Here is a 12452-nt window from a genome sequence, read left to right on the forward strand (position 1 = left end):
GCTATTTGTCAGATTTATATTTTTCGTGATATGCATATGCCTCCACGATTCTAGCAACTAAATGATGTCGCACAACATCACGGCTCGTAAAATGAGTAAAAGTAATGCCTTCCACTTTTTTAAGAACGCCCAATGCATGGGTTAGACCGCTTCTTTGACCTCGCTGCAAGTCGACTTGACTCGGATCGCCCGTAATTACTGCTTTACTTCCAAATCCAATGCGAGTCAAAAACATCTTCATCTGTTCTGGCAATGTATTCTGAGCCTCATCCAAAATTACGAAAGCTCGATTTAATGTTCTTCCTCGCATATATGCAAGAGGTGCAATTTCTATAATTTGCTTTTCGAAAAGTTTTTGAACTTTATCAAATCCCATTAAGTCATAAAGGGCGTCATACAAAGGTCTTAAGTAAGGGTCTACCTTGCTTGCTAAATCGCCCGGAAGAAATCCTAATCTTTCACCTGCTTCAACCGCTGGTCTTGTTAGAATAATTCTCTCGACTTGATCTCTTTCCAAAGCATCGACGGCACAAGCCACTGCAAGCCATGTTTTTCCTGTACCTGCAGGCCCAACACCAAAGCTGATATCATTATGCAAAATTTTATGGATATATTCTTTTTGTCTAGGTGTTCTAGGTTTAAGGTCTTTTTTTCTAGTTCTTAGAAAATAAAGTTCATTTTCATCGGTGATAGATAGTTCTGTGGAAGTATCATCTAATTCTTCTTCATAATAATTTGAAAAATGACTATCACTAACAGGTATGTTTGGGTTTGAGGTTATCTCTTCAACAAGACCCAATTGAACTTCTTCTAGATCTAATGGCTTATGACGTGCAAGACGGAAGAATTTTTCGACAACCTTTTTGCATTCATCAGCAAAGTCTCCAGTTACGGTTACTCGATTACCTGAGCGTGCAACTTTTGCATTAAAAGCGGCACCTATTTGCATTAAATTCTCATCAAGAGGGCCAAGAAAATTGGCTAAATGGGTATTGTCCCCCTCAAGAGTAATATTAATGCTTTTACTCATAATTTAAACAAGCTCCCCTCTAAGAGAATTGGTGTATATATCAGTAATTTTAACTGTGACCATTTGGCCAACTAGTGAATCGGGACCTTTGAAGTTAACAATTCTATTATTTTCAGTACGTCCCATTAATTCTTCTGAGTCTCTTTTTGAGAATCCTTCAACCAATACTTTTTGATTAGTACCAAGCATTTTTTCGCTAAATGCTCTAGCTTGTTTATTTACAAGGGCTTGTAGTCTTTGAAGTCTCTCTAACATAACTTCATAAGGGGTATCATCAGGTAAATCTGCTGCGGGTGTGCCCGGTCTTCGTGAGTAAATAAATGAGAATGAAGTATCTATATTTAAATCTTTAATCAATTTGAGAGTAGCTTCAAAATCTTTTTCGGTTTCTCCAGGGAATCCAACAATAAAATCAGATGATAGAGTTAAATCAGGTCTGACTTTATAGAGATTTCTAACAACTGATTTATATTCAAGAGAAGTATATCCACGTTTCATGGCAGCCAAAACTCTATCACTACCAGCTTGAACTGGTAAATGAAGAAATGGAACAAGTTTTGGAAGTTTCCCGTGTGCTTCAATTAAGCGTTTAGTCATCTCTTTGGGATGAGATGTAATATAACGAATTCTTTCAACACCTGGAATTTCATGGATAAGTTCTAAAAGCATCGCAAAATCAGCGATTTCTCCTTGCTCTCCGACAGTTCCGCGATAAGCATTAACGTTTTGACCAAGAAGATTGATTTCTTTTACGCCTTGATCGGCTAAATCCGCTACTTCTACTAAAACATCCTCAAGTGGTCTTGAGATTTCTTCACCCCGAGTATATGGAACAACACAGTATGAACAATATTTACTGCAGCCCTCCATAATAGATACATAAGCAGTCGGACCATTTACACGGGCAGGGGGTAAATGATCAAATTTTTCTATTTCTGGAAATGACACGTCAACTTGTGCACGTCCAGTAGACTCTTTTTGCTCTATAAGTTCAGGTAATCTGTGTAGAGTTTGAGGTCCGAAAACTATATCCACATACGGGGCTCTTTGGAGAATAGTGGCACCTTCTTGGCTAGCAACACATCCTCCAACACCAATAAGTAAATCGGGTTTTTTCTTTTTAAGTAGATTTATGCGACCCAAATCAGAAAAAACCTTCTCCTGTGCCTTCTCTCTAATAGAACATGTATTAAGCAAGATAACATCAGCTTCTTCAGGATTGTCGGTTAGTTCCAGACCTTTTTCTGCATTTAAAACGTCGGCCATCTTTTCTGAATCGTACTCATTCATCTGGCAGCCGAAAGTCTTAATGTATAGTTTTTTAGCGTGTGCAGGAAAATGAATCGGCTTTTCTTCAATAAATTGATTAGCCGATTCTGCTTTAGTTGACCGTTTTAAATTAACTTCTTGCATCAGTTAGGGTACTAATTGTTCGTCAGTTTGTTTCTTAACAGGTTTAACCATGTCTTCTCTTTTGATACCTAGCCACATAGCGACAGCTGCTGCTACGAAAATAGAAGAATAAATACCAAACCAAATACCTATGGTTAAGGCCAGTGAAAAGTAGTGTAGGGACGGACCACCCAAGAAGTACATAGAAAGTACCATAATCTGAGTAGATCCGTGAGTAATTATAGTTCTTGAAATGGTTTGAGTAATAGAACTATTGATAATCTCAACTACTGAAGCTTTTCTTTGCTTGCGGAAATTCTCACGAATCCTATCCATAACAACTACAGATTCGTTCACTGAGTAACCCAACACTGCGAGAATTGCAGCTAAAACAGTAAGAGAAAACTCCCACTGAAAGAATGCAAAAAACCCAAGGATTATTATGACATCATGAACATTTGCCACAACACCAGAAATAGAGAATTTCCATTCGAATCGAAATGCCAAATATACGCATATACCAACAATTACAAAGAAAAATGCTAGTAACCCATTTGTATAAAGTTCATTACCGATTTGAGGACCTACAAACTCTACCCGAGTCAAAGAAACACTAGGATCTTGAGATTTAAGAGCAGATAATATTTCCTGACTTTGTTGAGCGGTATTTTTTCCTTCAACAATAGGTAAGCGAATTAATACATCTTCAGCAGAACCAAAGTTCTGAACTTGAAAGTCGGAATAAAATCCTCCGATTGATTTACGAATACCTTCCAGATCGGCAGGCTTATCGTATTTCGCTTCAACGAGAGTACCACCCGTAAATTCAATAGAAAGGTTAAAGCCCTTAGTAGCAATAAAGAAAACTGCCAGCAAAAATAAAACCAGACTGATTATATTTAGAATCAGTGCATGCTTCATAAAAGGGATGGTTTTATGTATTTTGAAAAATTCCATATTTGTCCCCTATGCCTTTAATTCTTTATTATTTTTAGGTTTCCATACAGTACCGATGGAAATGCTTTTGAGTTTTTTCTTGCGTCCATACCAAAGATTAACAAGTGCTCTAACTCCTACAACAGCAGAGAACATGGAAGTCAAAATACCTAATACGTGCACAACTGCAAATCCACGAATTGGGCCTGGGCCGCTAAATGCTAATAATGCTAGACCCACGATTAGAGACGTAATGTTAGAGTCAAATATCGTACCCCATGCTTTTTCAAAACCTATATTTATAGCCTGTTGAGGGTTTGCTCCTTCACGAAGTTCCTCACGAATCCTCTCATTAATTAGCACGTTGGCGTCAATAGCCATACCTAAGGTGAGGGCAATCGCTGCAATACCTGGCAATGTCAATGTCGCTTGTATCAATGAAAGTACTGCAATCAGTAAAAGTACGTTAAACGCTAGCCCTATCGTAGAAAACACACCGATTAAACGATAATACATAATCATAAAAACAGCGATAATCAAAAATCCAACCCAAGTTGAGCGGAAGCCTTTTCTAATATTTTCTTCACCTAAACTAGGGCCGATAGTCCTCTCTTCAATAATGCTCATGGGAGCTGCCAAAGAACCAGCTCTAAGTAGTAATGCAATATCAGCTGCTTCGGTCGGAGTCATATTCCCTGAAATCTGAACTTGACCATTAGGTATTTCGTCTCGAATAACAGGGGCGGTTACAACTTGACCCTTGCCTTTTTCGAATAATACAATGGCCATTCTTTTATTGATATTGTCTCGAGTTACATCTCTAAAAATACGAGAGCCCTTGCTATCTAAAGTAAGATTTACTGTTGGGATTTGTTTTTGAGGATCTCTACCCGATTGAGCATCTTCTAAGTTTTCTCCAGTAAGAATAACTTGACGACGCAGTAGAATATCCCTCCCGTCGCTGTCTTTGAATCTCTCTAAACCAAATGGCACTACTCCAGATGAGAGAGAGGCTAGCGCGTTAGGGCTATCATCTACTAAACGCAACTCCAAAGTTGCGGTCCTACCTAATATATCTTTTGCCTTTGCGATATCCTGCACACCAGGAAGTTGTACAACAATACGATCATTTCCTTGTTGTTGAATAATAGGCTCTGCTACGCCAAGCTCATTAATCCTATTATGTAGGGTAACGATATTTTGTTTTAAAGCCGTATCCTGTACTCTATCGATTTCAGTTGGGGATATTGAATTAACTAAAACAAATCTACCGCCTGTTTCTGATAGTTCAGAAGTTAACTCAGGTAGTCTTTTTCGAATAATACTTTGAGCCTTTGCGGCCTGTTCTTCAGAAGAAAATACCGCTTTAATCTCAGTTCCCTCTAATTGGATAGATTCAAATGAAACCTTGCCGTCTCTAAGAAAGGTGCGCAATTCCGTAGTCAATGAGTTGTATCTAGAATTCAATGCACCCTTCATGTCCACTTGTAGTAGGAAATGCACACCGCCACGCAAATCTAGACCTAATGCCATAGGATTAGCCCCTAATGAAGTGAGCCAAGTTGGAGTCGCTGACAATAAATTAAGGGCTACAACATAGTTAGGGTCTTCTGGGTTCGGATTTAAAGCCTTCTCTAAAACGCCCCTAGCTTGAATCTGCTCATTTGGACTGTTAAATCTTATCCTAATAGTATTGTTGTTAGGGCCATTAGCTTGAATAACAGAATTCTCAAACGGAATATTCGCTTGCTTTAGAGTTTGCTCAGCGAAGTTAAGTAAGTTTTGGTCAACTTTCTTAGTTACATTAGTACTTGAAATTTGTACAGCTACTGTTTGTCCAAATATATTTGGCAATGTATACGTGAGGCCAAACAATAATGCAAATAGGACAATTAAATATTTCCAAAGAGGGTAACGATTCATTCTTATAGATCTTTGATAGTGCCTTTAGGTAAAACTGCAGCTACAGCTACACGTTGAAGAAGAATTTCTGCAGGTTGCTCACCTTTGCTTATATCTAAAGTGATATAGTTGTCGGTAATGTGGGTTACTTTTCCTAAAATACCACCAGTAGTAATTACTTCATGTCCTACAGCTAGAGACTCAACCATTTTGCGGTGTTCTTTTTGACGTTTCATTTGAGGTCTAACAAGTAAAAACCACAACACACCAAACATCAAAATCATTGGAAGTAGGCCTGTAATAGTGCCTGCCAGTGATTGGTTTGCAGGTGCTGCCGCTTGATTAAAAGTAGCAATCAGTAAGTCGTTAAACATTAAATTCTCCGTTATTTTTTATATCGTTAACCGTATATTGTAGCCTTTTTGTAATTATTCAATGCCCCTAGCTCGGTCTTCGTGGAATTTAGCCACCCACTCTGTAAAAGAGCCTAATTCTATGGCTTCTCGCATCTCTTTCATAATATGTAAATAAAACATTAAATTATGAATTGTATTTAGACGAGATCCGCTTATTTCGTTTGTTTTTTGTAGATGATGAAGATATGCACGACTAAATTTACTACTTGTATTAGGTGGCAATGACGGGTCGACCGGTCGCATATCATCTTTGTAACGTGCGTTGCGAATTTTTAGATCCCCGTATCTAGTGAACAATGTTCCATTTCTTGCGTTTCTTGTAGGCATAACGCAATCAAACATATCTATCCCATGTTCAACACCATATACTAAATCCTCGGGAGTACCAACACCCATCAAATACCTAGGTGCATCTTCAGGTAGCTGATGTGCTAAAAATTCAATAATGCGGTTCATTTCTTCTTTGGGTTCCCCCACGGACAAGCCCCCTATGGCGTATCCATGAAATCCTATTTCTTTTAGACCGTGAAGGGATTCAATCCTTAAATCATCATACATTCCACCTTGCACAATACCAAATAAAGCATTTGGGTTTCGTAGCTCTTCAAAAGCAGTTTTAGATCTTTTAGCCCATCTTAGGGACATACGCATAGATTTAGCAGCCTCCTCGTGAGTAGCTGGTCTATCTTTAATTAAATAGGGGGTACACTCATCGAACACCATAACAATATCAGAATTCAATGACTTTTGAATTCTCATAGACTCTTCTGGAGTAAGGAATAATTTTGCTCCGTCAATTGGAGATGAAAATTTAACGCCTTCCTCATATATTTTGCTTCTTAAGTCTGAGAGACTAAATACTTGAAACCCACCTGAATCAGTCAAAATAGGCTGATCCCAATTCATAAATCCGTGCAAGCCGCCATGTTTTTCAATTACTTCAGTACCTGGTCTAAGCCATAGATGAAAAGTATTTCCCAATATAACTTGAGAGCCCACTTCCTTTAAATCACTTGGAAGCATAGCTTTAACACATCCATAAGTGCCAACAGGCATAAACATAGGTGTCTGAACAGCACCATGGTTTAAAGTCATGGTTGCTCTTCTAGCTTTGCCTTGTGTTTTTAAAACTTCAAATTTAAATTTTGATTCAAGCATGATTATTAGAATTTAGGTTCGATATACATGGCATCGCCATAACTGAAAAATCTGTATTCTGCTTCAACAGCATGCTTATAAACTTTGTGCATGGTTTCAAAACCCATCCAGCTTGCAACTAACATAAGCAATGTTGATTCTGGCAAATGAAAATTTGTAATCATCCCATCAATCACAAGAGGTTCATAACCAGGAGTAATAAATAATTTTGTATCACCTGTGAATGGCTTAGGAGCACCTTCTTCGGTCATTCCAGCCAATGCAGCTGCAGACTCAATCGCTCTCACACTTGTAGTACCTACTGCAATTACACGACCTCCTGATTTCCTGCATTCAGCAATAGCATCGCACGTCTCAGACGTAACTTCAAACCACTCAGAATGCATCACATGGTCATTTAGGTCACTAGTAATCACTGGCTTAAAAGTACCAGAACCAACATGCAATGTGACCATAGTCTCTTGAACACCAAGTGACTTAATTTCTTCTAAAAGCTTATCATCGAAGTGCAAACCGGCTGTTGGTGCAGCAATAGCTCCTTCTCTAGAAGCATATACAGTTTGATACCGCTCATAATCAAATTCATCTGGATTATGCTTTATATATGGTGGCAATGGTAACTGTCCTATCCTCTCTAACACTTCCATCACTGGTTCTGAAAATTCCAATGTAAATTCATCTGAATCTTGCTCAACTACTAGTGCTTGCACACCTTCTCCAAATAGCAAATTAGATCCATTTTGTGGTCTTTTGCTAAATCGCAAATGAACAACGGCTCGATTTGGGCTTACAACTCTTTCTATCAAACACTCAATTTTTCCGCCTGTTGACTTCTGACCAAATAATCTGGCCTTAATTACACGAGTATTATTAAAAATAAGAAGGTCGTTTTTTCTTAATAAGCTTTTTATTTGTGGAAATGCCAAGTCGGCCCACGTTCCATCTGGCTTAACGTAGAGCAATCTACTTTCAGTTCTATGTTTTGTAGGTCTTTGAGCAATTCTTTCTTGAGGAAGTTCGTAGAAAAAATCCTCCTTTTTATAAACATTTTTATACATATCTAACCCTAATGAATCCTAAATTATAAATTAGATGAATGGATTGCTCGTGATAAAATAACGCAAATTTTCTAGAGGAATTTTACATGGCAGTTCATGAAATTAAGCACCCCTTAGTTCAGCACAAAATTGGACTTATGCGTAATGTAGATTTAGATACTAAGAGTTTTCGTGAGCTTGCAGAAGAAATAGCCATTTTGCTAACTTATGAAGCTACAAGAGACTGCCTTTTAGAAGATTGTGAAGTCTCAGGGTGGTGTGGTCCTGTAAGTATTAAAAAATTAGCAGGTAAGAAAGTAACAGTTGTGCCTATTTTAAGAGCTGGTATTGGCATGCTTAATGGCGTATTAAGTCTTATACCAAGCGCTAAAGTTTCAGCCATTGGCATAGCAAGAAATGAAGAAACTCTAGAAGCTGCCACCTACCTTAAAAAATTAGTAGGTGATTTAGACCAGAGATTCGCTTTAATAATTGACCCTATGTTAGCTACGGGTGGCACATTAATAGCTGCTATTGATATGCTTAAGGCTATGGGTTGTAGAGAAATTCGTGTATTAACTCTTGTTAGTGCTCCTGAAGGTATTGAACGAGTTATTAGCAAACACCCTGATATTGATATCTTTACTGCATCTATTGATGAGAAGCTTAATGAGCACGGATATATTATTCCAGGATTAGGAGATGCTGGGGATAGAATATTTGGAACTCGTCAAAAAGAAGATTGAGTAATTTTTTGTCTATTACTAGTCATATTCTGTAACATTTAACTCCGCATTGTAATAATTTTTCAGTACTTGAAGGTTTATCATTAGACTTTACGGGCTAATTACAGCCAAAAACTATTGGGAGAATACTATGTCAACTAAAAATGACGCAAGCAAAACTGAAGAAGAAATGTTAGATGCTCTACGTAAAACTGTAGCTGATGCTGAAGGTTTACTTAAAGAAGCAACTAAAGAAACTGGAAAAAAAGCTGAGGAAATTCGTATGAAAGTTAAAGATCTTCTTTCTAATGCTCAATCTGCATTTGAAGAAGGCAAACAAAAAGTTGTTGATACTACTCGTGATGCAGTTAAGAAAACTGATGACTACGTTCAAGATAATCCTTGGCGTGCAGTAGGTACTGTTGGTGTTGCTGCTCTTCTTTTAGGTATTATCATCGGCCGCAAATAATTCGTTGGTACCTCACATTAATTTTCCCCTAAGCAGGTGGGGAAACCCATCTGCTTTTTACTCTATCAAAATCAAAATTATGCATTTACGTCAAACTATCGCTCAGCTAATTAATAGCTTCATAACTTACACCGAAACTAGGGGTAAGATTTTTGGTGTTGAACTTACTCAAGCAAGAGCACAGGTGACTCAAGCATTGGTTTGGGGAGTTGCATCTTTAATTTTTGCATTATTAGGTCTTACTCTCCTATCTTTTGCGATAATTCTCCTTACTTGGGAGACTGAATATCGTAATTGGGTAGTTTGCTTGTTACCTATTCTATATTTTGTGATAGCTTATATTGCAATTAATAGAGTTAGTGCTTTAATTAAAGCTCCAACTTTTGAGTACACGATTAAAACATTAAAAGAAGATGTGGAATATTTTAAGGATCATCCTGAATTTCCAACATCTATGGATATTCTGTCTTCAGACGGAGGAAAGATAAATGGATAATAAAGCCAAACTCGAAGCATTAGCAGTTCAGGCTAATATCGATCGTCGTCAAGTAGTTAATGGGTTTTATAAACTAAGAGATAATCTTGATCCTGAAGTTATTGCAGACTATGTAATGGCACGTGGTAGAAATTTAGTTTCCTCAGCTCTTCCAGATGCTTCAGGTGCGTTTTCTTGGTTAGGTAGAAATCCACGTATAAGTGTTGGAATAGCTAAAGGTCTACTAAATTTAGCTAAAACTAAAAATCGTCTTCTAAGAACAGTTGCACTTGGTGTTGCATCTTGGTTTATCTCTAAACGCTTTAAATAAACTACTATATATGGCTCCTATTAGGAGCCATATTTATTTTAGTCAAAGATTTCTGGCCACAATTTATCAATTTTCTTTTTCACTGATACATCCATAATAATCGGTCTTCCCCATTCTCTATCGGTTTCTCCTGGCCATTTATTAGTGGCGTCAATTCCTAGTTTGCCACCTAATCCAGAAACAGGGGAGGCAAAATCAAGATAGTCAATCGGAGTGTTTTCAACCATTACAGCATCTCTTACTGGGTCCATACGTGTACTAACGGCCCAGACTACTTCTTTCCAGTCCCTAGTATCTACATCCTCATCTACCACAATAATAAATTTCGTGTACATAAATTGCCTTAAAACACTCCATATCCCGAACATTACCCTTTTAGCATGGCCAGCATATTGTTTTCTAATCGATACGACAGCAACACGATAACTACATCCCTCTGGTGGGAGGTAGAAATCAATAATTTCTGGAAAAGTTTTCTGGAGCAATGGAATAAACACCTCATTTAGAGCTAATCCTAATACAGCGGGTTCATCAGGTGGTTTACCTGTGTAAGTGCTGTGATAGATTGGATTTTCTCGCATAGTGATTCTATCCACAGTAAAGACAGGAAACCATTCTTGCTCGTTATAGTAACCAGTGTGATCTCCATAAGGTCCTTCAAGTGCCATTTCATAGTCATGACCATCTAATACATACTCTTTACAAGCTTTAGGATGAGAAGTTGGCAATATATGACCTTCCAATACAATCTCAGCACTTGCAGGGACTTGCAGATTATTTCCAATTGATTTTGAAAGTTCAGTTCTTGAGCCTCTTAGAAGGCCTGCAAATTGGTATTCTGATAGACTATCAGGTATTGGCGTAACAGCAGCGAGTATAGTTGCTGGGTCCGCACCTAAGGCCACACTGATTGGAAATGGTTGTCCAGGATTGGCGATTCTAAAATCACGAAAATCTAAAGCACCGCCTCTGTGGTCCATCCATCTCATAATCAGTTTATTATGGCCCAAAAGTTGCTGCCTATAAATACCAATATTTTGCCGTTTTGCACGAGGACCTTTAGTAATGACTAATCCCCAGGTAATAAGGGGTGCAATATCACCTGGCCAACATGTTTGAATTGGAATATTCTCAAGATCTACTTCATCACCCTCTAAAACAATTTGCTGACATTCTGGCTTTGAAATTTTCTTAGCCTGCATATCCCATAATGCAGATTTCAACATAGACACTTTGCTAAAAGCATCTTTCAAACCACTAGGAGCCTGAGGCTCTCTTAATTCAGACAAAAGAATGCCAACTTCACGCAATGCAGAAAGATCCTCAGCACCCATACCCCAAGCTACTCTTTCAGGGGTGCCAAATAAATTTGTAAGAATAGGCATTTTTGCTGGTTTAGAATTATGTTCTGCATTATGAAAAATAAGTGCGGGACCACCATTGCGTAAACACCTATCACTGATTTCTGTTATTTCAAGATTTGTAGAAACTGTGGTGTTAATATTCTTTAACGCATTTCGTTTTTCAAGTTGACTTAAAAAATCGCGTAAATCTTTATATTTCATATTTATACTTAGTAACTTTTAGATTTCTCTATATTAATTGAAATCATGCGCAGAAGGGATTTTTTTAAATTCGGTAAGAAAGGAATTGTTCCCAAAACAAATTGGGAAATGTTTTTACATAGAGTTCAGAGACTTACATTTTCGGACATTAAATTAATAGACACTGAACTTCAAATTGCATGCATAGAAATCAAAAATCCTAATCTAGCTCAAACATTAATCTCTATTTGTGCTGATCACCAAGTGGCTTTTTTATACGACAAATTGGTAGATATTGATTCTGTGTCTGGTAGGCCTATTTTGTTGGTTAAAGTAAATAACAATTCCACTCCAGATTTTGTTTCAGAAGGTGTATGTGTAGCAGATTTCACTTGTCTTTGTGGTGATTTATTTGAAAAAGGCTTTAACCAGTTTGAGTTTGTTCCACCTGAACTTAATCTAAGCCAGTGGTTTAATGAACCTTCATTTCACGACTCTAGACCATATTATTCAATCACATCTGGACTAATGGAGATTGATACTATTTTTTCTAACGCAATGACAGCTCGCTTAGGCGGATTTGGTTTGAATTCTAATATTGCTTTAGGAAATGCATTACTTAATAAAAGCATCCCCGAATTATTTAAAATTTCACAAACTTTTGAAGTATCAGAATTATTAGGTAGTCCAGTTTGGCCTGATGAATTGCGATTTGATAGTCTATTTAAAAATATATCCGATATAAATCTTTGCAGAGTGTTTTTAGGTCAAAGGGGTTCATATATCTGGGGGCAGAGATTTTATATAAAGGCATTGCCACCTAAAAAGATTTCCCCTAAAAATATAGTAACCAGCGAGGATGAGGAGCAAGAATTCAAGATAAATCCCATAGATTTAATGGAGTTGAAGGAAATTATTGATCCTCAGGGAATATTTCAATATGAAGATGAATTTTGCGAAATTCGTAACAGAATGCTTTAAAGCTATTGACATAAGGCTTATCTTGCTATTTAATTTCGAAATTACAAATTTCAGCA

13 protein-coding genes are annotated in these 12452 nt (G+C 37.4%); 5 read left to right on the top strand and 8 right to left on the bottom strand.

Annotation, left to right across the window (positions count from 1 at the left end):
* Window position 1: 1 nt before the first annotated feature.
* Genes T432_RS0102090 through queA form a run of 7 tightly spaced genes read right to left on the bottom strand, consistent with a single transcriptional unit; the run spans window position 2 to window position 7892 of the window.
* A complete protein-coding gene (locus T432_RS0102090) occupies window positions 2-1030 on the bottom strand; it encodes a PhoH family protein (RefSeq protein ID WP_015551874.1) in 1029 nt (342 codons plus the stop codon).
* Window positions 1031-1033: 3 nt separating this feature from the next.
* Window positions 1034-2443, bottom strand: a complete 1410-nt coding sequence (gene miaB, locus T432_RS0102095; RefSeq protein ID WP_028883982.1) for a tRNA (N6-isopentenyl adenosine(37)-C2)-methylthiotransferase MiaB — start codon at window positions 2441-2443, stop codon at window positions 1034-1036.
* 3 nt (window positions 2444-2446) lie between these two features.
* Entirely contained in the window at window positions 2447-3379 is a 933-nt protein-coding gene (gene secF / locus T432_RS0102100; RefSeq protein WP_028883983.1) for a protein translocase subunit SecF, read from the bottom strand.
* A gap of 9 nt (window positions 3380-3388) precedes the next feature.
* Window positions 3389-5281, bottom strand: a complete 1893-nt coding sequence (secD, locus tag T432_RS0102105) for a protein translocase subunit SecD (RefSeq protein WP_028883984.1) — start codon at window positions 5279-5281, stop codon at window positions 3389-3391.
* 2 nt (window positions 5282-5283) lie between these two features.
* Window positions 5284-5634 carry a preprotein translocase subunit YajC gene (gene yajC, locus T432_RS0102110; protein ID WP_014111976.1) on the bottom strand — a complete coding sequence of 117 codons (351 nt, stop codon included), beginning with the start codon at window positions 5632-5634 and terminating at the stop codon, window positions 5284-5286.
* Window positions 5635-5688: 54 nt separating this feature from the next.
* A complete protein-coding gene (gene tgt, locus T432_RS0102115; protein ID WP_028883985.1) occupies window positions 5689-6834 on the bottom strand; it encodes a tRNA guanosine(34) transglycosylase Tgt in 1146 nt (381 codons plus the stop codon).
* Window positions 6835-6839: 5 nt separating this feature from the next.
* Complete coding sequence (gene queA, locus T432_RS0102120) at window positions 6840-7892, bottom strand: tRNA preQ1(34) S-adenosylmethionine ribosyltransferase-isomerase QueA (RefSeq protein ID WP_028883986.1); 1053 nt, start codon at window positions 7890-7892, stop codon at window positions 6840-6842.
* Window positions 7893-7978: 86 nt separating this feature from the next.
* Between queA and upp the strand changes: the two genes are divergently transcribed.
* The 4 genes from upp to T432_RS0102140 all read left to right on the top strand — a co-directional run bounded on the left by upp (window position 7979) and on the right by T432_RS0102140 (window position 9871).
* A complete protein-coding gene (upp, locus tag T432_RS0102125) occupies window positions 7979-8617 on the top strand; it encodes a uracil phosphoribosyltransferase (RefSeq protein ID WP_028883987.1) in 639 nt (212 codons plus the stop codon).
* Window positions 8618-8747: 130 nt separating this feature from the next.
* Window positions 8748-9065, top strand: coding sequence for an ElaB/YgaM/YqjD family protein (locus tag T432_RS0102130; protein WP_014111972.1), 318 nt, complete (start codon window positions 8748-8750; stop codon window positions 9063-9065).
* Between the two features lie 79 nt (window positions 9066-9144).
* A complete protein-coding gene (locus tag T432_RS0102135) occupies window positions 9145-9561 on the top strand; it encodes a phage holin family protein (RefSeq protein WP_028883988.1) in 417 nt (138 codons plus the stop codon).
* The gene (locus T432_RS0102140; protein WP_014111970.1) at window positions 9554-9871 is read left to right on the top strand and encodes a hypothetical protein; all 318 of its coding nucleotides are present in this window, start codon (window positions 9554-9556) and stop codon (window positions 9869-9871) included. The genes T432_RS0102135 and T432_RS0102140 overlap by 8 nt, the downstream gene beginning before the upstream one ends.
* A 38-nt stretch (window positions 9872-9909) precedes the next feature.
* Here the strand turns inward: T432_RS0102140 and ubiD are convergent, their stop codons facing one another.
* Complete coding sequence (ubiD, locus tag T432_RS0102145; protein WP_028883989.1) at window positions 9910-11436, bottom strand: 4-hydroxy-3-polyprenylbenzoate decarboxylase; 1527 nt, start codon at window positions 11434-11436, stop codon at window positions 9910-9912.
* Window positions 11437-11544: 108 nt separating this feature from the next.
* Here ubiD and T432_RS0102150 point away from each other — a divergent pair, with 108 nt between their 5' ends.
* Window positions 11545-12396: a hypothetical protein gene (locus T432_RS0102150; RefSeq protein ID WP_248646259.1), complete on the top strand. Its 852-nt coding sequence runs from the start codon at window positions 11545-11547 to the stop codon at window positions 12394-12396.
* The last annotated feature ends 56 nt before the right edge of the window (window positions 12397-12452 follow it).

Origin of the sequence: Taylorella asinigenitalis ATCC 700933 (assembly GCF_000687755.1) — a bacterium.
Classification (GTDB): Bacteria; Pseudomonadota; Gammaproteobacteria; order Burkholderiales; family Burkholderiaceae_B; genus Taylorella; species Taylorella asinigenitalis.

Excerpts from the sequence above, each read along its gene's own strand:
- T432_RS0102090 (WP_015551874.1), bottom strand. The coding sequence starts at position 1,030 with ATGAGTAAAAGCATTAATATTACTCTTGAGGGGGACAATACCCATTTA.
- miaB (WP_028883982.1), bottom strand. The coding sequence starts at position 2,443 with ATGCAAGAAGTTAATTTAAAACGGTCAACTAAAGCAGAATCGGCTAAT.
- secF (WP_028883983.1), bottom strand. The coding sequence starts at position 3,379 with ATGGAATTTTTCAAAATACATAAAACCATCCCTTTTATGAAGCATGCA.
- secD (WP_028883984.1), bottom strand. The coding sequence starts at position 5,281 with ATGAATCGTTACCCTCTTTGGAAATATTTAATTGTCCTATTTGCATTA.
- yajC (WP_014111976.1), bottom strand. The coding sequence starts at position 5,634 with ATGTTTAACGACTTACTGATTGCTACTTTTAATCAAGCGGCAGCACCT.
- tgt (WP_028883985.1), bottom strand. The coding sequence starts at position 6,834 with ATGCTTGAATCAAAATTTAAATTTGAAGTTTTAAAAACACAAGGCAAA.
- queA (WP_028883986.1), bottom strand. The coding sequence starts at position 7,892 with ATGTATAAAAATGTTTATAAAAAGGAGGATTTTTTCTACGAACTTCCT.
- upp (WP_028883987.1), top strand. The coding sequence starts at position 7,979 with ATGGCAGTTCATGAAATTAAGCACCCCTTAGTTCAGCACAAAATTGGA.
- T432_RS0102130 (WP_014111972.1), top strand. The coding sequence starts at position 8,748 with ATGTCAACTAAAAATGACGCAAGCAAAACTGAAGAAGAAATGTTAGAT.
- T432_RS0102135 (WP_028883988.1), top strand. The coding sequence starts at position 9,145 with ATGCATTTACGTCAAACTATCGCTCAGCTAATTAATAGCTTCATAACT.
- T432_RS0102140 (WP_014111970.1), top strand. The coding sequence starts at position 9,554 with ATGGATAATAAAGCCAAACTCGAAGCATTAGCAGTTCAGGCTAATATC.
- ubiD (WP_028883989.1), bottom strand. The coding sequence starts at position 11,436 with ATGAAATATAAAGATTTACGCGATTTTTTAAGTCAACTTGAAAAACGA.
- T432_RS0102150 (WP_248646259.1), top strand. The coding sequence starts at position 11,545 with ATGTTTTTACATAGAGTTCAGAGACTTACATTTTCGGACATTAAATTA.